Raw genomic sequence first — 19,475 nt, forward strand, 5'->3', positions numbered from 1 at the left:
CGATGGGGTTCACACCGATGGCCCCTGGTGCGACGCTGTGATCATGAGCCGTACCGAAGCCGGACCCGATCCGAGCACCTCAGCCCAGGGCACTTTGTCCGACCGGCTCCTCATGGGCCTGCCGGCCGAGGCGATCCTCACCGACCCCGACGTCACGACCTCGTACGCCAACGACATGGCGAGCTTCTGCCCGGCCGGCACCCCGGCCGTGGTCGTCCTCCCGCGCACGGTCGAACAGGTCCAGCACGTCATGCGCACCGCCACCGAACTGCACGTCCCGGTCGTCCCGCAGGGCGCGCGTACCGGCCTGTCCGGGGGCGCCAACGCCTCCGAGGGCTGCATCGTGCTGTCCCTCACCAAGATGGACCGCATCCTGGAGATCAACCCGGTCGACCGGATCGCGGTCGTCGAGCCCGGCGTCATCAACGCCGCCCTGTCCCGCGCGGTCGAGGAACACGGTCTCTACTACCCTCCCGACCCCTCCAGCTGGGAGATGTGCACCATCGGCGGCAACATCGGCACCGCCTCCGGCGGTCTGTGCTGCGTGAAGTACGGCGTGACGGCCGAGTACGTGCTCGGCCTGGAGGTCGTGCTCGCCGACGGCCGCCTCATGTCCACGGGACGCCGTACGGCCAAGGGCGTGGCGGGGTACGACCTCACCCGTCTGTTCGTCGGCTCCGAGGGCTCGCTCGGCATCGTCGTACGGGCTGTCCTCGGGCTCAGGCCCAAGCCGCCCCAGCAGCTGGTGCTGGCCGCCGAGTTCGCCTCCGCGGCGGCCGCGTGTGACGCCGTGTGCCGGATCATGGAGGGCGGGCACGTGCCGTCCCTCCTCGAACTCATGGACCGTACGACGGTCAAGGCGGTCAACGACCTCGCCCACATGGACCTCCCGGAGACCACGGAGGCTCTCCTCCTGGCCGCCTTCGACACGCCCAACCCGGTCCCCGACCTGGCCGCCGTCGGCGCCCTGTGCGAGGCCGCGGGCGCGACTGAGATAGTCCCCGCCGACACCGCCGCCGAGTCGGAACTCCTGCTGCAGGCACGGAGGCTGTCGTTGACCGCGCTGGAGGCGGTCAAGGGCACCACGATGATCGACGACGTGTGCGTGCCCCGCTCCAAGCTCGGCGAGATGATCGAGGGCGTCGAGCGGATCGCCGAGAAGTACGGCCTGACCATCGGCGTGTGCGCCCACGCCGGGGACGGCAACACGCACCCCACCGTCTGCTTCGACGCCCAGGACCACGACGAGTCCCGGCGAGCCCGCGAGTCCTTCGACGAGATCATGGCGCTCGGTCTGGAACTCGGCGGCACCATCACCGGCGAGCACGGGGTGGGCGTGCTGAAGAAGGAGTGGCTTGCCCGGGAGATCGGCCCGGTCGGGCTGGAGATGCAGCGGGCGGTCAAGCAGGCCTTCGACCCGCTCGGCATCCTCAACCCGGGCAAGCTGTTCTGACCTCGCGTCCGTAACCCGGTCCGGGTCACTGGGCGAGCAGCTGGTCGAGCGCGTCGTCGATGCCCAACTGCGCGCCCTCAGACCCCGGGGGTACCACCCTCAGCGTCCGCTCCAGCCAGGCGGACACCTGGGCGGACGGCGCCTCGAGGAGGGCGTCACCGCCGGGTGAACTCAGGGCCATCAGCACGACGCTGCGGCCCATCGACTTCGTCGGCCACACCCGCACGTCACCGTGCCCGCACGGCCGGAACACCCCCTCCACCAGGAGCTCGCGGGCGAACGTCCAGTGCACGGGGTGCTCGGAGTTGATGTGGAAGGTGATATGGAGGGCGTACGGGTCGTCGGCACGGTAGCTGAGCCGGGCCGGAACGGGGACGCTGCGTTCCGGCGACAGGATGAGCCTCAGCTCCAGCTCTCGCTCCACCACGGTGTAGTGCATGTCGTGCGGTTCCTCTCTCGGGCAGGTGTGCGGGTCCTGCGGGTGGGTGGGCCCGTACACGGTGAGAGGGGGCGGGGCTGCGACCATTACGCGGGTTCCGAGAATTCTTTCCCGGAACCGTGGAACGCGTGCGCGGCGTTGCCCGGAAAGGGGTACGTAGTGCGGGACTGGCGGTGGCGGGCGCCCGCGTCTGGTAGATGTGGGTGGCCCCCATACGACCCCCGAGCAGATACGGGACGACGGACATGAGCGCCCCAACCCCGGCCCCCGGTGACGACATGCCCCGCGAGGGCTACTACCCGGACCCGTCCATCCCCGGCTACGTCCGGTACTGGAACGGTGCCGCCTGGGTGCCGGGCACCAGCCGGCCGGCGCCGCACGACGCCGAACCGCTCACCCAGCCACCCGGCGCGCCCCCTGCGGCCCCCGCCGTCGAGGAGACCGGCCCGCACTTCTTCGACGAGGACCCGCAACCGGCACCCTCCGGGTCGGAACCGGCGTCGGCATGGGGCGCGGACCGGGCGCAGCAGTCCGGTTTCGGCGGCGAGCAGGACCGGCGCGTGTCCTGGGGCGCCGATCCGCGCATCCCGGCCGACCTCCCGTCCCAGCCGGACGGCCGCTCCCCGCACACCGACGGCTCAGCGACGATCCCGCCGGCGGACCCGGCGGACGTGGCTTCCGGCGGCACGTTCGTCTTCCGCCGCCCCGCAGCGGGTTCTACGGCCCCGACGGACGAGGGGACGATGACGTTCCGCGCGGTGCCGCCGGGGGCGTCGGGGAGCACGCCTGCGGCCGAGCAGGGCGGCCCTGCGGCCAGGTTCGGCGGACAGGGCGCTGCGGGCGCAGGTATGGCGGCCGGCGGATCGGACGTGTCGGGCTCCGGTGCGCCGAGTGGTATTTCCGGGGCGGGATTCGGGGTTCAGGGGCCCGTGGGGGCCGGGGGACAGGCCGGCGCGCGGCCCGGGTTCGGGGCCGGGAAGGCGGCCGCTGAGCGGGCCGCCGCACAGGCCGAGGGGCCGGGCGCGGCCGGTGCACAGGCGCCCCCTGCGGCCCAGGCCGGCGCACCGCAGCCGTCCTCTGCGGCTCAGGTGCCCGCCGCTCACGCCTCCTTCCCGCACCAGGCAGCCCCCGCGTCCCAGGCGGCCTCCCCGGCCCAGGGTGCCGCCGCGCCGCAGGCGCCCTCCGTGCCGCAGCAGGCCACCCCCGTGACCAGCGGGCCGGGTGGCGGACAGTCGTCCTGGGCTCAGCAGGTGCACCAGTTGGCCGGAGCGGGTGGCGGTGAGCAGCCCGTGGCGCCCTGGAAACCCCCGGTGGAGGACGTGTTCCAGGCGGCCGCCCGGCGCCAGGCGGAGGCTCGTCCCGCGGGCCTCGGCAAGCGGCTGGCCGCCCGGCTGATCGACTCCGTGCTCGTCGGCGCCGTCACGGGCGCCGTCGCCGTGCCGCTCGTCACGAAGGCCGCCGACCACGTCCAGGAGAAGATCGACGCGGCCAAGCTGTCCGGCCGTACCGTCACCGTCTGGTTGCTCGACGGCACCACCGGCGCCTACCTCGGCATCGTCCTCGCCGTCCTGCTCCTCACCGGCCTGCTCTACGAGGTGCTGCCCACCGCCAAGTGGGGCCGCACCCTGGGCAAGAAACTGTGCGGTCTCCAGGTGCGGGACATCGAAGGCCACGAGCCTCCGGCCTTCGGCCTGTCCCTGCGCCGCTGGCTGGTGTACACGGTCCCGGGCCTGCTCGGCATCGGCGTCGTCGGCGTCGCCTGGTGCCTGTTCGACCGCCCCTGGCACCAGTGCTGGCACGACAAGGCGGCGCACACCTTCGTCGCGGAGCAGTAGCGGACCAGTGGCCGTACGCCGTGCGCCGGACTCCCCGGTACGGCGTACGGTCCATCTGATTGCGTACTCCGTACGGCCGCATGCTGGATGCGGAGCCGGGGCGTTCGCGGTGCACTCGGGCCATGAGCACCGAACCGCCCCCCGGCTCAGGAGAGCAGCCGCCGGAAGACGACCCGTTCAGGAAGCAGCCCCCGTCAGGCCAGGGGTCGGGCTCGCCGTACGACGCACCGTACGGCGGCCAGGGCGACCAGCGCCCACCCTCCGGAGGCGGCGAACAACCGCCCCCGTACGGCGGCGGCCAGCAACCTCCCCCCTACGGAGGCGGCGGCCCCTACGACAGTGGCGGCTACCCCGCCGATCCGCTCGCCGGCATGCCCCCGCTCGCGGACAGCGGCAAGCGCACCCTCGCGCGCATCATCGACCTCATCCTCGTCGGCATCGTCGTCTGGCTGGTCACCTGGGGCTTCGGCGTCAGCGAGTACCAGGTGAACGGCGAAAAGATGCAGGTCGGCAAGTCCCTGGCGCAGTCGTTCATCGCGGCCGTGCTCTACATCGCCTACGACACCTTCCTGATCTCCAGGACGGGCCAGACCCTCGGCAAGAAGTGGCTCGGCATGCGCGTGGCCAACCTCGACAACGGCGCCACGCCCTCCGTGCAGACCTCGCTGATCCGCGCCCTCGTGCTGTGGATCCCGTTCGCCTTCTGCTGCGCCTGCATCTGGACGGCGATCTGCGGCGGTTGGAGCTTCTTCGACAAGCCGTACAAACAGGGCCTGCACGACAAGGCGGCCAAGACGGTGGTGGTCAGCACCAGTTGAGACCGCCCGAACGCGGGGGCAACAGCAGTCGGCGGGTCCGTCAGTCTCACGGACCCGCCGACTTCATGTGTCTTCATGTCAGGGTGCCGTGGGCTCCCGCACCGGCTCGACCGTGGCGGCGACCGGCCGGCGCGGGGCCGGCACATGCCCGGCGACCGGCGCCGGGGCCGCCGCAGCGACCGTATGTGGCTTGGGCAGGGGAACCGTCATCGCGACCAGCAGCCCCAGGGCGAGCGCCGCGAGGGCGATGACCGCGATTCCCAGACCCGAACTCGTCTGTGACAGCAGCAGCATGGCGAGCGTGGAGAAGATCACGGTGCACGAACCGTAGGCGAGCTGTGCGGCAGTCGGACGAGGCATGGCAATCGTGTCCTCGGAGGATTCGGGGCATATTGGGGGTGAGACGGGTAACCGGCCTGGCTTTCCGCCGACTTCCGGGCGTTCCGCCATTCGACTCTCTTCGCGTGCATGCCCGAGCCGGACGGCCGGTAAGCGTGACCTAACCCACGGTACCGGTGCACGGGGGGCGCACGGAGTCATGGGGTCCACCAAGTGGGCGGACTCACGCGCCCGTTGAGCGACACGCGAGGTGTCCGTCAAGTGACCGCATGTGTTCGGCAAACGAACCCCCTTCTCCGCATAGTGCAGTTGACCTGCTCAAGTCAAGATCTGTCTTTTCTCGTAAACCTCTAGTCAAATGACGTCACTTGACTACACGCGTTCATCAGGCGTGCACGGACCCGCTATGGCCAGGACCCTTCCTTCCGTGTGCGCGACGCGGGGGAGGAACTCAAGTGACCAGCAGAACCTGGACGTTCAGAGCGGCCGCCATCGGTGTGGCCCTAGCGGCGACCTCGGCCACGTTCTCGACCTTCGCCATGGCGGAGGCGAGCACGACGGCGCAGTCCGCCGGTGTGACCCGGCACGACCCGCAGCCGGTGAAGCAGAAGGAGCACGACCTCGACGGCCCCCTGAGCAAGACCCAGGAGGCCCAGCGGCAGGAGGCCCTCAACCAGGTCATATCCGGCCAGGCCAAGGTCAAGGACCGCGACGGTTCGAAGGTCGTCCAGCTCGAGAGCAGCAACGGCGACAGCAAGTACGTCGAGCTCGGCCGCGAGAAGACCGACAAGATCTTCACGATCCTGGTCGAGTTCGGCGACCAGGTCGACAGCCGCTACGGCGGCACGGCCGGTCCGCTGCACAACCAGATAGCCGAGCCGGACCGTGCCACCGACAACAGCACGGCCTGGCAGGCGGACTACGACCAGAAGCACTTCCAGGACCTCTACTTCGGTACGGGAAGCACCACCGAGTCGCTCAAGAAGTACTACGAGAAGCAGTCCTCGGGCCGCTACTCGGTCGACGGTGAAGTGACCGACTGGGTCAAGGTCCCCTACAACGAGGCCCGTTACGGTTCCAACAAGGCCTCCACGGGGGCCTGGTACGCGGTCCAGGACGGCGTCAACGCCTGGGTCGCCGAGCGCGAGGCGGCCGGCGAGACCGCGGCCCAGATCAAGGCGGAACTCGCCGAGTTCGACCAGTGGGACCGCTACGACCACGACGGCGACGGCGACTTCAACGAGCCCGACGGCTACATCGACCACTTCCAGATCGTGCACGCCGGTGAGGACGAGTCCGCGGGCGGCGGCGCCCAGGGCGAGGACGCCATCTGGGCCCACCGCTGGTACGCCTTCGGCACCGACGCCGGCGCCACCGGCCCCGACGGCAACAGGCTGGGCGGCACACAGATCGGCGACTCCGGCATCTGGGTCGGCGACTACACCATCCAGCCGGAGAACGGCGGACTCGGCGTCTACGCCCACGAGTACGGCCACGACCTCGGTCTGCCGGACGAGTACGACACCAACGGCGGCGACAACTCCACCGGCTTCTGGACGCTGATGTCGTCGGGCTCCTGGCTCGGCCGCGGCAAGGACGCCATCGGTGACCTGCCGGGCGACTTCAACACGTGGGACAAGCTGCAGCTGGGCTGGCTCGACTACGACGTGGCGAAGGCTGGCGCGTACTCGAAGCACAAGCTGGGCCTGTCGGAGTACAACACCACCGACAAGCAGGCCCTGGTGGTCGCGCTGCCCGACAAGGCGGTCACCACCGAGATCGTCACCCCGGCCCAGGGCTCGACCCAGTGGTGGAGCGGCAGCGGCAACGACCTGCGCAACACGCTGTCGCGTTCGGTCGACCTGACCGGCAAGTCCTCGGCCACGCTGACCCTGGACGGCTGGTACGACATCGAGGCCGACTACGACTACCTCTACACCGAGGTGTCGACGGACGGCGGCACCAACTGGTCCGTGCTCGACGGCACGGTCGACGGTCAGCCGATCCCCCGTGACGGCAGCGGCAAGCCCGCCCTGACCGGCACGGTCGACGCCTACAAGAAGCTGTCGTACTCGCTGGACGCCTACGCGGGCCAGAAGGTCGACGTCCGTTTCCGCTACCAGACGGACGGCGGCGTGGCGCTGAAGGGCTTCGCGGCCGACGAGATCGCGGTGACCGCGGACGGCTCGCCGGTGTTCTCCGACAACGCCGAGTCGGCGGACGCCGCTTGGACCGCGACCGGCTTCTCGCGGGCCGGTGCGTCCTTCACCAAGGACTACGCGCAGTACTACCTCGCCGAGAACCGTCAGTACGTGTCGTACGACAAGACCCTGAAGGTCGGCCCGTACAACTTCGGCTTCGCGAGCCGTCCCAACTGGGTGGAGCACTACCCGTACCAGAACGGTCTGTTGATCTGGAAGTGGGACACCTCGCAGGCGGACAACAACACCACCGTCCACCCCGGCACCGGTCTGATCCTGCCGGTCGACTCGCACCCGACGGCCCTGAAGTGGACCGACGGCACGCTGCTGCGCAACCGCATCCAGGCGTACGACTCGCCGTTCAGCCTGTACGGCACGGACGGCATCACGCTGCACAAGGCGGACGTGCCGCTGAAGATCAGGTCGACGAAGGGTGTCTCGGTCTTCAACGACCACACGAACACCTACTACGACTCGTCGAACCCGACAGGTGGTGTCAATGTCACTGACACCAACACCAAGATCAAGATCGTCAATGAGGCCACCGCCGGCTCGACGATCTCGCTCCAGGTCGGCCCCGCGGTGAAGTAGACCGTATCTCCGCAGGTCAGAAGCGTATCGGCGGTGACCCCCTGGCGGGTCGCCGCCGATCGTGTTTAGGTGCGTCCTGTGGCTCGCTTATTGACACCGACCGGAATGGGGATGTGACTGCATGGCCGCAGGAGGTTTCTGCAAGCTGCCGAACGGCACCGTGGTGGTGGCACTGAACCTGCCCAGCCCCACCGCCGTCGGCTGCCAGGGCGTGCGCGTCCTGGTCCACGCCCACAACCGGGCGCGCGCCCTGACGCGGCTGCGCAACCTGGGCCTGCGGGCGGTCTACCTCCGCGGCAACGCGGCCCCACCGACCCCGGACGAGATCACGGCGGTCCTGCACCACCCCGACGGCCTGATATGGCGAACGGCCCCTGACAACGGTGTCGCGACCCCGGAGCTCATGACGGAGCTGTGGCACCCGATCAGGGCGCTGCTGAGACCCCCGGCGGCCCGGGTCTAGGCCTCAGGCCCTGGGTCGCCTACTGGACGACGGGCTTCCCGGACAGCTCGACGCCCGCCTCGCGCAGCTCCTCCAGGGCGCGGTCGGTGCTGTCCTGGGCCACCCCCGCCGTCAGGTCCAGCAGGACGCGCGTGCGGAAGCCCTCCTTCGCGGCGTCCAGCGCGGTCGCCCGCACGCAGTGGTCCGTCGCGATGCCGACCACGTCGACCTCGTCGATCTCCCGGGCCCGCAGCCAGTCGCCGAGCTTCACCCCGTTCTCGTCGGCCCCCTCGAACCCGCTGTACGCGGCGGCGTACGCCCCCTTGTCGAAGACGGCGTCGATCGCGCCGGAGGCGACGGCGGGGGCGAAGTTCGGGTGGAAGCCCACCCCCTCCGTGCCCGCGACACAGTGCGCGGGCCAGGAGCGGACGAAGTCGGGGTTGTCGGCGAAGTGGCCACCGGGCGCGATGTGGTGGTCGCGGGTCGCCACCACATGCCGGTACCCGGCCGGGGCCTGGCCGATCAGCTCGGTGATGGCGGCGGCCACATCGGCACCCCCGGCCACCGCGAGAGAGCCCCCTTCGCAGAAGTCGTTCTGCACGTCTACGACGATCAAGGCGCGGCGCATGGTCGGTGTCCTTCTATGAGTGAAGTTACGAGCCTAGAGACTCCGGCGGCCCTGCGGGAGGGGGCGTGGCTGGGGACATGCGCTCTAGTTACCCGAGCGCCCGTGGACGTACTCCGTCGGAATGACGGGTTCCCCGCGCGAGAGCTGCGTCGCCGACAGCGGCAGGTTGGCGCGGGCGGCCGTGTGCCGGTCGCGTACGGCGTCCAGCGGCTCGCGGGCCACGACCTCGCCGCCCTTGACCAGCTCGACGAGCAGCTGCCGGTCCACCAGCTCCGCCGGCACCGGACCGGTGCCGATGACCTCGGCCTCGGCCACCCCGTCCTCGTCCAGCCGCCGCGCCGCCCACTTGCGGCCGCCGATGGACGTCTTGCCGCCGGTGGACCTCTTCGCCACCGGCAGCAGCGGCGCGGCCGGGTCGGCGGACTCGGCGCGCGCGACCAGCTTGTAGACCATGGAGCAGGTCGGGTGCCCGGAGCCGGTCACCAGCTGGGTGCCGACGCCGTACGCGTCCACGGGCGCCGCGGCCAGCGAGGCGATGGCGTATTCGTCCAGGTCGGAGGTGACGACGATCCGTGTGCCGGTCGCGCCCAGCTCGTCCAGCTGCTGCCGCACCCGGTGCGCGACCAGGAGCAGGTCGCCGGAGTCGATGCGCACGGCGCCCAGCTCGGGGCCGGCCACCTCGACGGCCGTACGGACTGCCTCGGCGACGTCGTACGTGTCCACGAGCAGCGTCGTGCCCCGGCCCAGCGAGTCCACCTGGGCGCGGAAGGCGTCCCGCTCGTGGTCGTGCAGGAGGGTGAAGGCGTGCGCGGAGGTGCCGACGGTCGGGATGCCGTAGCGGAAGCCCGCGGCCAGGTCGGAGGTGGTCGCGAAGCCGCCGACGTAGGCGGCCCGCGCGGCGGCCACGGCGGACAGCTCGTGGGTGCGGCGCGCGCCCATCTCGATCAGCGGCCGCTCGCCCGCGGCGGAGGCCATGCGGGAGGCGGCCGCCGCGATCGCCGAGTCGTGGTTGAGGATCGACAGGATCACGGTCTCCAGGAGCACGCACTCGGCGAAGGAGCCCTCGACCCGGATGATGGGCGAGCCGGGGAAGTACACCTCGCCCTCGGGGTAGCCCCAGATGTCACCGCTGAAGCGGTAGCCGGCCAGCCACTGGAGGGTCTCCTCGTCGACGATCTGCCGCTCGCGCAGGAAGCCGAGGACGGCCGCGTCGAAGCGGAAGTTCTCGACGGCGTCCAGGACACGCCCGGTGCCCGCCACGACGCCGTAGCGGCGCCCGTGCGGCAGCCGCCTGGTGAAGACCTCGAACACGCTCCGCCGTTCGGCCGTACCCGCCTTCAGGGCGGCCTGCAGCATCGTCAGCTCGTACTGGTCCGTGAAGAGCGCCGTCGAGGGAACATCCACCGGCAGCCCAAGGTCCGCTGTGTTCATGGCGATAGATGCTACCCCCATTTCGTCAGTGTGACGATTTTGGCTGGGCGTGGCAGCATGGGGCCTGTGACGTCACCCGCTCCCCTAGAGATCGAACGCACCGAGTCGGCGGAGGAGGTCTTCGCCGTACCCGAGCCCGACGTCCCCTGGGTCACGATCGTCCACAACGACCCGGTCAACCTCATGAGCTATGTGACCTACGTCTTCCAGACGTACTTCGGCTACACCAAGGACAAGGCCACCAAGCTCATGCTCGACGTCCACCACAAGGGCCGGGCAGTCGTCTCCAGCGGCAGCCGCGAGGAGATGGAACGCGACGTGCAGGCGATGCACGGCTACGGTCTGTGGGCCACCCTCCAGCAGGACCGGAAGTAACGACCCCACTGATGCCAGGACACTTCGAACCGCTCCCCGGCGGCGGCGCGGCCGTCGCACTCGACGATGTCGAGATCTCCATCATCCGGTCGCTCGCCGTCCAGCTCCTGGAGCTCATCGGCCCCGGTCCCGGCGCGGACGCCCCCGAGGACCCGCTCGCCGAGCTGTTCGCCGAGGGTCCGAGCGAGCCCCCCGAGGATCCGGTGCTGCGCCGTCTGTTCCCGGACGCCTACAGCGACCCGGAGAAGGCGCCGGACTCGCCCCAGGACGCCGAGGAACAGCTGGCCCATTCGGCCGAGTTCCGCCGCTACACCGAGAACGACCTCAGGGCCGGGAAGCGGGAGAACTGCATCGCGGTGATCCGCTCCCTGGACGCGCTGGCGCCGGTGGACGACGGCGGGGCGGTCCTCAAGCTGTCCCCGGACCAGTCCCGGCAGTGGCTCTCCGCCCTCAACGACCTGCGCCTGGCGATCGGATCGCGGCTCGAGATCATCGACGAGGACGACACGGATCTGCTCTACCGGCTGCCGGACGAGGACCCGCGCAAGCCGATGGTGATGGCGTACCTCTGGCTCGGCGGTCTCCAGGAGACCCTCGTCACCACCCTGATGCCCTGATTTCGTCCGATATGGCGTCCTCTCAGCAGACGCTCAAATCCGAATAACGATCACGTCACCATTGCGGCCTAATTTGCCGCTGTTGAAAGCTCTTTGTCCGTTTCTTCCTGTGTGATGTGCCACAGGCGGCGCCGTTGATCAATATTGCGGCCGTGGATAAATCTTCACGACCGCCCGGCCAACACCACCCATGTTCGGCCGGGTGCGCTACCGAGCCGGCGACCGCCGGCCAGGCACAGCTCCATCAATCCGGGGGGGATCGAAACCCGGTCCGAGGCCGACGAAAGGCCCGGGCCGGCATGGAGAAAGGCGCACCACACATGACCTCTGCCAAGGTCACCGACACCCCTGAAGAGGGGTACGAGCGCGGGCTCGGCAGCCGTCAGGTCCAGATGATCGCGATCGGCGGCGCCATCGGCGTCGGCCTGTTCCTGGGCGCTGGGGCGAACATCGCCAAGGCCGGACCCAGCCTCATTCTCATGTACGCCCTCGCCGGCATCATCATCTTCTTCATCATGCGGGCCCTCGGCGAGCTGCTGCTCTACCGCCCGGTCTCGGGCTCCTTCGCGGAGTACTCGCGGGAGTTCCTCGGCCCGTTCTTCGGCTACTTCACCGGCTGGACCTACTGGCTGATGTGGGTCGTGACCGGCATGGCCGAGCTGACGGCCGCCGCGATCTACGTCAACGACTGGTTCCCGTCCGTCCCGCAGTGGGTGACGGCACTGGTCTTCCTGGTGGTCCTGTTCGTGGCCAACCTGATCTCGGTGAAGCTGTTCGGCGAGATCGAGTTCTGGTTCTCCATGGTCAAGGTCACCGCGCTCGTCGGCATGATCGTGATCGGCCTCGGCGTCCTCACCTTCGGCTTCAGCGCCGCCGGTGACACCGCCACCGTGTCCAACCTCTGGCAGTTCGACGGCTTCTTCCCCAAGGGCATCGGCTCCTCCCTGATGACCCTGCAGGGCGTCATGTTCGCCTACCTGGCCGTCGAGTTGGTCGGTGTGACGGCGGGCGAGTCCGAGAACCCGGAGAAGACCCTCCCGAAGGCGATCAACAGCCTGCCCTGGCGCATCGCGCTCTTCTACGTCGGTGCCCTCACCGTCATCCTGTGCGTGGTCAAGTGGACCGAGTTCGCGCCGGGCGTCAGCCCCTTCGTGAAGGCGTTCGCGATGATCGGCATCCCGACCGGCGCCGGAATCGTCAACCTCGTGGTGCTCACCGCGGCCCTGTCGTCCTGCAACTCCGGCATGTACTCCACGGGCCGTATGCTGCGCACCCTCGCGGACAACGGCGAGGCGCCCCGGGCGTTCTGCCGCCTGTCGGCCTCGAAGACCCCCGCGCTCGGCATCACGGTCTCCGTCGCCTTCATGGCCATCGGTGTGGTCCTCAACTACATCGTCCCGGAGAAGGCGTTCGGCTACGTCACCTCGGTGGCGACCGCGGCCGGCATCTGGACCTGGCTGATGATCCTGATCAGCCACGTCCTGTACCGCCGCGCGGTGACCTCGGGCCGGCTGCCGGCCTCCTCCTTCCCGGCGCCGGGCGGCGCGGTGTGCTCGTACATCGCGATCGTGTTCCTGCTCTTCGTCACCGGCCTGATCGCGTACGACGCCGACTCCCGCGTCTGCCTGTACGTGATGGCGGGCTGGGCCGTCGCCCTCGGGATCGGCTGGCTGTTCCTCAAGAACCGCACTCCCGAGATCGCCGACCGCCGGGGGCCGGAGCTGGAGCGGGTGGGCTGACCACCGCGCATCAACCACCTCTGAACCATCAGAAAGGACGTCCTGCCCCGGCGAGTACTCGTGGCACTCGCCGGGGCAGCCGCTCAGGGCGTCCGGCATATGGGCCCTCCCGTACCACCCCTCGGTACGGGAGGGCCCGCCCGTCGCCCACCACCGCCCTACCTGACGCGCTTCGCGCGGCCCCGTTTCCTCTGTTTATCCTGGCGACCATGCTGACCATCACCCAGGCCCTGTTCGACAAGATCGTCGCCCACGCGCGCGAGGACCACCCCGACGAGGCGTGCGGTGTGGTCGCCGGTCCGGTGGGCGCCGGCCGCCCCGAGCGTTTCGTCCCGATGCTGAACGCGGCACGCTCGCCCACGTTCTACGAGTTCGACTCGCAGGACCTCCTCAAGCTCTACCGCGAGATGGACGACCGCGACGAGGAGCCGGTGATCATCTACCACTCCCACACGGCGACCGAGGCCTACCCCTCCCGTACCGACATCTCCTACGCCAACGAGCCCGGCGCCCACTACGTCCTGGTCTCCACCGCCGACACCGACGAGGCGGGTCCCTTCCAGTTCCGCTCGTTCCGCATCGTGGAGGGAGAGGTGACCGAGGAGGAGGTCAAGGTCGTGAATGCCTACTGATCTCGCAGTTCGGTCAGAATTCATCCACGATGCGAGATCACATTCCAGGGGGCGGAGGGGGAATCGATACGATGAATCCATGGTTCTTCCCGACGTGAGCGACAAGGCGCCGAGCGTGCTGCTCGTGGCGCGGCTGCACGTCGATCTGTGCAGGCTGAACAGCGCCATCTGTTGACGTTCCCTGCCGCCGTACGGCCGTGAGCCGCGGCGCGGTGCCGTGTGCCTACAGACCCGACCCTTTCCGACAGGAGCCCGCAACCATGGCCATCGAGGTCCGCATCCCCACCATCCTCCGCCAGTACACCGGCGGCGAGAAGGCCGTCGAGGGCGCCGGGGAGACCCTCGCCGAGCTGTTCGCCGACCTCGAGTCCCGGCACGCGGGCATCCAGGCCCGCATCGTCGACGACGGCAAGCTGCGCCGCTTCGTCAACGTGTACCTGAACGACGAGGACGTCCGCTTCCTCGACAGCATCAACACCAAGCTGTCCGACGGCGACACCGTCACGATCCTGCCGGCGGTGGCCGGCGGTATGGCCTGATCCCGATGCGCTACGACTCCCCGCTCGCCGCGGTGGGCAACACCCCCCTGGTGCGCCTGCCGCGGTTGTCGCCGTCCGCCGACGTCCGGATCTGGGCGAAGCTGGAGGACCGCAACCCGACCGGCTCGGTCAAGGACCGTCCCGCCCTGCACATGATCGAGCAGGCGGAGAAGGACGGCCGGCTGACCCCGGGCTGCACGATCCTCGAGCCCACCTCCGGCAACACCGGCATCTCCCTGGCCATGGCGGCCAAGCTCAAGGGCTACCGCATGGTGTGCGTGATGCCCGAGAACACCTCGCAGGAACGGCGCGACCTGCTCGGCATGTGGGGCGCCGAGATCATCTCCAGCCCGGCCGCGGGCGGCTCCAACACCGCGGTGCGCGTGGCCAAGGAGCTCTCCGCCGAGCACCCGGACTGGGTGATGCTCTACCAGTACGGAAACCCGGACAACGCGGGCGCCCACTACGCCACGACCGGCCCGGAGATCCTCGCCGACCTCCCCTCCGTCACCCACTTCGTCGCGGGCCTCGGCACCACCGGCACCCTCATGGGCGTCGGCCGCTTCCTGCGCGAGCACAAGCCGGACGTGAAGATCGTCGCCGCCGAACCGCGCTACGACGACCTGGTGTACGGCCTGCGCAACCTCGACGAGGGCTTCGTACCCGAGCTGTACGACGCCTCCGTCCTCACCACCCGCTTCTCGGTCGGCTCGGCCGACGCGGTCACCCGTACCCGTGAACTCCTCCAGCAGGAGGGCATCTTCGCGGGCGTCTCCACCGGCGCCGCGCTGCACGCCGCGATCGGTGTCGGCAAGAAGGCGCTGAATGCCGGCGAGAGCGCCGACATCGTGTTCGTCGTGGCCGACGGCGGCTGGAAGTACCTCTCCACGGGCGTCTACACGGCGGCCACCACGGAAGAGGCCATCGCGACGCTGCACGGCCAGCTCTGGGCCTAGGCTTTCCTCTCCCGCTTTCCAACTACCGCCATCTACGCGCCAACCCCCTCCTACGAGGGGGCCAAGCGCTGCCTATGGAGCGGCAAAGATCTCTTTCGGGGGGATTGGCGAGGGGTGCCCCGCGGTTAGGTTCGCCCCGTCCTGTCATGTCACGCTCACCGGCAGGGCGCCCTGAGTGTCATGCTCATGATCGCGCTCTCTGCCGCCGCTACGCGCGTCACGGGCCTGCCACCCGACTCGAGATCCCCACTCCCGATGGAGGCAGCACCCCATGCGTGAGTCACGCCAGAGCAAGCGGAGACGGAGCCTGCGCAAGCTCCTCGCCGTTGCAGTGCCCGCCCTCGCCCTCACCGTCGCCGGACTGTTCGCCGCCCCGACGGCCGGCGCCCAGACCGCTCCCGTCACCTCGCACACCACCAAGGCCACCCAGAACGCCAAGGCCCTGACCGACCCGCAGCGGCAGAGCTTCCACTCCACCGGCAAGGCCGGCCAGAAGGTGCCCACCGAGCACCTCTGTGCCACCGCCGGGCCGGGCCGGGCGTCCTGCTTCGCCCAGCGCCGCACCGACATCAGGCAGCGCCTGTCCGCCGCGCTCGCCGCCGCCCCCTCCGGCCTCAGCCCGGCCAACCTGCACAGCGCCTACAACCTGCCCTCGACGGGCGGCTCCGGACTGACCGTCGCCGTCGTCGACGCCTACAACGACCCCAACGCCGAGTCGGACCTGGCCACTTACCGCTCGCAGTACGGCCTGTCCGCGTGCACCAAGGCCAACGGCTGCTTCAAGCAGGTCAGCCAGACCGGCTCCACCACCTCGCTGCCCCCCAACGACACGGGCTGGGCGGGTGAGGAGGCGCTGGACATCGACATGGTCAGCGCGGTCTGCCCGAACTGCAACATCATCCTGGTCGAGGCCACTTCGCCCACCGACGCCAACCTCGGCATCGCCGAGAACGAGGCCGTCTCGCTCGGCGCCAAGTTCGTCTCCAACAGCTGGGGCGGGTCCGAGTCCTCCTCCCAGACCAGCGAGGACACCCAGTACTTCAGGCACCCGGGCGTCGCCATCACCGTCTCCTCGGGTGACTCCGCCTACGGCGCGGAGTACCCGGCGACCTCCCAGTATGTGACCGCCGTCGGCGGCACCGCGTTGTCGACGTCCGCCAACTCCCGTGGTTGGACCGAGTCGGTGTGGAAGACCAACAGCACCGAGGGCACCGGCTCCGGCTGCTCGGCGTACGACCCCAAGCCGACCTGGCAGACCGACACCGGCTGCTCCAAGCGCATGGAGGCCGACGTCTCCGCGGTCGCCGACCCGGCCACCGGCGTCGCGGTCTACGACACCTACGGCGGCTCCGGCTGGGCGGTCTACGGCGGCACCAGCGCCTCCGCCCCGATCATCGCCGGCGTCTACGCCCTCGCGGGCACCCCGGGCTCCGCCGACTACCCGGCGAAGTACCCCTACTCCCACACCAGCAACCTGTACGACGTGACCAGCGGCAACAACGGCAGCTGCTCGCCCTCGTACTTCTGCACCGCCGGCACCGGCTACGACGGCCCGACCGGCTGGGGCACCCCGAACGGCACCGCCGCCTTCACCGCCGGAACCGGCAGCGGCAACACGGTGACCGTCACCAACCCGGGCAGCCAGTCCACCGCGACCGGCAGCTCGGTCAGCCTGCAGATCCACGCCAGCGACAGCGCGGGCGCGAGCCTCACCTACAGCGCCTCCGGGCTGCCGACCGGCCTGTCCATCAGCAGCTCCACCGGCCTGATATCCGGTACGGCGTCCACCGCGGGCACGTACAACGTGACCGTCTCCGCGTCCGACTCCACCGGCGCCTCCGGCTCGGCCTCCTTCACCTGGACAGTCAGCACCTCCGGCGGCGGCACCTGCACCTCGGCGCAGCTGCTCGGCAACCCGGGCTTCGAGTCCGGCAGCTCGAGCTGGACGGCGACCAGCGGTGTCATCACGAACGACACCGGTGAGGCTGCGCACGGCGGCTCCTACAAGGCCTGGCTCGACGGCTACGGCTCCTCCCACACCGACACCGTGTCCCAGTCGGTGACCATCCCCTCCGGCTGCAAGGCCACCTTCACCTTCTGGCTGCACATCGACAGCGCGGAGACCACCACCAGTACCCAGTACGACAAGCTGACGGTGACCGCCGGTTCGACGACCCTGGCCACGTACTCGAACCTCAACAAGGCCTCGGGCTACACCCAGAAGACCTTCGACCTGTCCTCGTTCGCGGGCTCGACGGTCACCCTGAAGTTCTCCGGAGTGGAGGACTCCTCCCTCCAGACCAGCTTCGTCGTCGACGACACCGCCGTCACGACCAGCTGACATACCGCTGAACGGAGGACCCCGGTCGGAGTATCCGGCCGGGGTCCTGCCGGGATCCGAACGCAGACGGGGAACGTCACAACTGCACCAGGTCCCCTCCCGGCGAAAAGGCGGTCACTCCATGCGCCGTACCACCCTCCACGGCACGACGGTCACGGCCGCGGCAGTGCTCCTCCTCATGGGCTGCACCACCGACGGCGGCGGGGGGCACGCGAGCAGCGGCAGCACCGCCGTCTCATCCTCTCCCACGCCGTCCGCGTCGCACCCTTCGAACGGCGCCTGCACGTCCGCGGTCATGCTCAACGTCGACGACAACGGCCGCGTCCTCTGCCTCACACGCGGCGGACAGGTCCGCATCTCCCTGGACGGCACCAAGGAGCGCCCATGGAAGCCGGTCGCCATCAGCGGCAGCGGGGTGCTCAGGCCCATCAACGCGGGCATCGTCATCATGCCGGGCGACGTGAACGTCGCCTACGAGGCGATCGCCTCCGGCACCACGACCCTCACCTCGTCCCGCCCGCTGTGCGCCAGCCCCAGCAGCCCCGGCCAGGTGTCCTGCCTGGGCATCCAGGACTGGACGGTGACGGTCCGGGTCCGCTGAAACGCACGGAGACCCGCTGAGCAGCCGCGCTCAGCTCGCCAGATGCCGCACCTGGTCCCACAGGACCGGGTCGACCACACCCACCCGCCGTCGGAAGTCCCACACCGGGACCTGCCGCAGCTCGTCCGTCTCCAGAAAGCTGGGCCGGCCGTGCGCGTCGCCGACCGAACCCGGCGGGAGCGGGATCACCCCGGCGCGCTCGTCGTGATACTTACTGGTGATCTTCGCGACCGTGGCCCGCTTGCCGTGCACCGCGAGCACCAGACAGGGGCGGTCCTTGGCTCCCGGCCCCACTTCGTGCGGCACGTTCGCCCACCAGATGTCACCGGGCCGCGGCTGCGCCGCACGTCCCGCCGGACGTTCACGGCGGCCCGGCGGCCGGGTCCGCGCCCGCTGCGGCCGGCGGCTGCGTCCCCAGCCGTCGACGAGCGTGGCGACCAGCGCGAGCAGCACCACCGCCGCGAGCGCAAGCCACCAGGACGTGTCCATACGACGACGTTACCGGCGTGCGATTCCCCGCGCGCGCCCTCTCGCGCGACTCCGCGCCCCCGGTCCAGCCGAACCGGTGACACCACAGGTGAGTTCGCCCACAACGGCCCCTGGCGGAGGAGCGACCGGCCCTTTTGCGCCTTACGCTCAACGGACCGCACGACCCCTGTCTGCCCCACTCCTTCCGGATTCGCCAACGGAGGTTTCTGCTTCATGAAGCTCACCGTCGTCGGCTGCTCGGGGTCGTTTCCGTCCGCGGAATCGGCCTGCTCGAGCTACCTCGTAGAGGCCGACGGCTTCCGGCTGCTCCTCGACATGGGCAACGGCGCCCTGGGCGAGCTGCAGCGCCACTGCGGTCTCTACGACCTCGACGCGATCTTCCTCAGCCATCTGCACGCCGACCACTGCATCGACATGCTCGCCTACTTCGTGGCGCGCTACTACCGGCACGACGGCGGCCGCGCCGAACCGCTCCCCGTCTACGGACCCGAGGGCACGGAACAGCGCCTCACCACCGCCTACGCCGACACCCCCTCCGCCTCCTCCATGAGCGAGGTCTTCGACTTCCACACGGTGAAGCCGTCCACGTTCGAGATCGGCCCGTTCACCGTGCACACCGAGAAGGTGCGCCATCCCGTGGAGGCGTACGGCATCCGCGTCGAGCACGGCGGCAGGTCGCTGACGTACTCCGGCGACACGGGCGTCACCGAGGCGCTCGACGAGCTGGCCCGGGACACCGACCTGTTCCTGTGCGAGGCCGCGTTCACGTACGGCAAGGAGAACATCCCGGATCTCCACCTCAACGGCCGCGAGGCCGGCGAGACGGCGACCCGCGCGGGCGCCCGCCGACTGCTCCTCACCCACATCCCCCCGTGGACCGACCCCCAGATCAACCTGACCCACGCCCGCGAGGCGTACGACGGTCCGGTGGAACTGGCGGCGCCGAGAATGTCGTACGAGATCTGAAGTCCGTACGGGGTTCAGGCCCGTACGCCCACGAAAAGGCCCC

At 69.8% G+C, this 19,475-nt stretch carries 20 protein-coding genes; 15 read left to right on the forward strand and 5 right to left on the reverse strand.

Translation table 11 applies throughout. The features are described 5' to 3' along the window. The first annotated feature begins 37 nt into the window (after positions 1-37). Positions 38-1,453, forward strand: a complete 1,416-nt coding sequence (locus ACFYXB_RS25450) for an FAD-binding oxidoreductase (RefSeq protein WP_389586280.1) — start codon at positions 38-40, stop codon at positions 1,451-1,453. 25 nt (positions 1,454-1,478) lie between these two features. Here ACFYXB_RS25450 and ACFYXB_RS25455 read toward each other — a convergent pair whose 3' ends face one another. Continuing rightward, a complete protein-coding gene (locus ACFYXB_RS25455; RefSeq protein ID WP_388507295.1) occupies positions 1,479-1,892 on the reverse strand; it encodes an SsgA family sporulation/cell division regulator in 414 nt (137 codons plus the stop codon). A gap of 245 nt (positions 1,893-2,137) precedes the next feature. Here ACFYXB_RS25455 and ACFYXB_RS25460 point away from each other — a divergent pair, with 245 nt between their 5' ends. After that, on the forward strand, positions 2,138-3,727 hold the full coding sequence (locus tag ACFYXB_RS25460) for an RDD family protein (RefSeq protein ID WP_389586284.1): 1,590 nt from the start codon (positions 2,138-2,140) through the stop codon (positions 3,725-3,727). A 122-nt stretch (positions 3,728-3,849) separates the two neighbouring features. Next, positions 3,850-4,545: an RDD family protein gene (locus ACFYXB_RS25465; RefSeq protein WP_389586287.1), complete on the forward strand. Its 696-nt coding sequence runs from the start codon at positions 3,850-3,852 to the stop codon at positions 4,543-4,545. A 78-nt stretch (positions 4,546-4,623) separates the two neighbouring features. Here ACFYXB_RS25465 and ACFYXB_RS25470 read toward each other — a convergent pair whose 3' ends face one another. Then, positions 4,624-4,905: a hypothetical protein gene (locus ACFYXB_RS25470; protein WP_351354957.1), complete on the reverse strand. Its 282-nt coding sequence runs from the start codon at positions 4,903-4,905 to the stop codon at positions 4,624-4,626. Positions 4,906-5,339: 434 nt separating this feature from the next. Between ACFYXB_RS25470 and ACFYXB_RS25475 the strand changes: the two genes are divergently transcribed. Then, positions 5,340-7,676: an immune inhibitor A domain-containing protein gene (locus ACFYXB_RS25475; protein ID WP_389586291.1), complete on the forward strand. Its 2,337-nt coding sequence runs from the start codon at positions 5,340-5,342 to the stop codon at positions 7,674-7,676. A gap of 121 nt (positions 7,677-7,797) precedes the next feature. Continuing rightward, positions 7,798-8,139 carry a hypothetical protein gene (locus tag ACFYXB_RS25480; protein WP_351354963.1) on the forward strand — a complete coding sequence of 114 codons (342 nt, stop codon included), beginning with the start codon at positions 7,798-7,800 and terminating at the stop codon, positions 8,137-8,139. 19 nt (positions 8,140-8,158) lie between these two features. On the opposite strand, the gene ACFYXB_RS25485 is transcribed toward ACFYXB_RS25480, so the two are convergent. Together ACFYXB_RS25485 and ACFYXB_RS25490 are read right to left on the reverse strand one after the other, a co-directional pair. Further along, the gene (locus ACFYXB_RS25485; RefSeq protein WP_389586293.1) at positions 8,159-8,746 is read right to left on the reverse strand and encodes an isochorismatase family protein; all 588 of its coding nucleotides are present in this window, start codon (positions 8,744-8,746) and stop codon (positions 8,159-8,161) included. Between the two features lie 84 nt (positions 8,747-8,830). Beyond that, positions 8,831-10,177 (reverse strand): nicotinate phosphoribosyltransferase, encoded by a 1,347-nt coding sequence (locus ACFYXB_RS25490; RefSeq protein ID WP_389586296.1) that lies wholly within the window; start codon positions 10,175-10,177, stop codon positions 8,831-8,833. A gap of 57 nt (positions 10,178-10,234) precedes the next feature. Here ACFYXB_RS25490 and clpS point away from each other — a divergent pair, with 57 nt between their 5' ends. The 9 genes from clpS (at position 10,235) to ACFYXB_RS25535 (ending at position 17,977) form a co-directional block, all read left to right on the forward strand. Continuing rightward, positions 10,235-10,552, forward strand: a complete 318-nt coding sequence (clpS, locus tag ACFYXB_RS25495) for an ATP-dependent Clp protease adapter ClpS (protein ID WP_189311766.1) — start codon at positions 10,235-10,237, stop codon at positions 10,550-10,552. A gap of 11 nt (positions 10,553-10,563) precedes the next feature. Further along, on the forward strand, positions 10,564-11,169 hold the full coding sequence (locus tag ACFYXB_RS25500) for a DUF2017 domain-containing protein (protein WP_389586299.1): 606 nt from the start codon (positions 10,564-10,566) through the stop codon (positions 11,167-11,169). Positions 11,170-11,489: 320 nt separating this feature from the next. Next, positions 11,490-12,908 (forward strand): amino acid permease, encoded by a 1,419-nt coding sequence (locus ACFYXB_RS25505; protein WP_389586301.1) that lies wholly within the window; start codon positions 11,490-11,492, stop codon positions 12,906-12,908. A 209-nt stretch (positions 12,909-13,117) separates the two neighbouring features. Continuing rightward, positions 13,118-13,540: a Mov34/MPN/PAD-1 family protein gene (locus ACFYXB_RS25510; RefSeq protein WP_389586303.1), complete on the forward strand. Its 423-nt coding sequence runs from the start codon at positions 13,118-13,120 to the stop codon at positions 13,538-13,540. Positions 13,541-13,619: 79 nt separating this feature from the next. After that, positions 13,620-13,715 (forward strand): putative leader peptide, encoded by a 96-nt coding sequence (locus ACFYXB_RS25515; protein ID WP_351354981.1) that lies wholly within the window; start codon positions 13,620-13,622, stop codon positions 13,713-13,715. An 85-nt stretch (positions 13,716-13,800) separates the two neighbouring features. After that, positions 13,801-14,079 (forward strand): MoaD/ThiS family protein, encoded by a 279-nt coding sequence (locus ACFYXB_RS25520; protein ID WP_351354983.1) that lies wholly within the window; start codon positions 13,801-13,803, stop codon positions 14,077-14,079. Positions 14,080-14,084: 5 nt separating this feature from the next. Continuing rightward, positions 14,085-15,035: a PLP-dependent cysteine synthase family protein gene (locus tag ACFYXB_RS25525; RefSeq protein WP_389586305.1), complete on the forward strand. Its 951-nt coding sequence runs from the start codon at positions 14,085-14,087 to the stop codon at positions 15,033-15,035. Positions 15,036-15,306: 271 nt separating this feature from the next. Further along, positions 15,307-17,376 carry a putative Ig domain-containing protein gene (locus ACFYXB_RS25530; protein WP_388497058.1) on the forward strand — a complete coding sequence of 690 codons (2,070 nt, stop codon included), beginning with the start codon at positions 15,307-15,309 and terminating at the stop codon, positions 17,374-17,376. A gap of 121 nt (positions 17,377-17,497) precedes the next feature. Next, complete coding sequence (locus ACFYXB_RS25535) at positions 17,498-17,977, forward strand: hypothetical protein (RefSeq protein WP_389586308.1); 480 nt, start codon at positions 17,498-17,500, stop codon at positions 17,975-17,977. Between the two features lie 30 nt (positions 17,978-18,007). Here ACFYXB_RS25535 and ACFYXB_RS25540 read toward each other — a convergent pair whose 3' ends face one another. Then, on the reverse strand, positions 18,008-18,466 hold the full coding sequence (locus ACFYXB_RS25540) for a type II toxin-antitoxin system PemK/MazF family toxin (RefSeq protein ID WP_351354995.1): 459 nt from the start codon (positions 18,464-18,466) through the stop codon (positions 18,008-18,010). 213 nt (positions 18,467-18,679) lie between these two features. On the opposite strand from ACFYXB_RS25540, the gene ACFYXB_RS25545 reads away from it, so the two are divergent. Next, positions 18,680-19,432, forward strand: coding sequence for an MBL fold metallo-hydrolase (locus ACFYXB_RS25545; protein ID WP_389586310.1), 753 nt, complete (start codon positions 18,680-18,682; stop codon positions 19,430-19,432). The last annotated feature ends 43 nt before the right edge of the window (positions 19,433-19,475 follow it).

Source organism: Streptomyces sp. NPDC002619 (assembly GCF_042889305.1).
Lineage (GTDB): Bacteria > Actinomycetota > Actinomycetes > Streptomycetales > Streptomycetaceae > Streptomyces.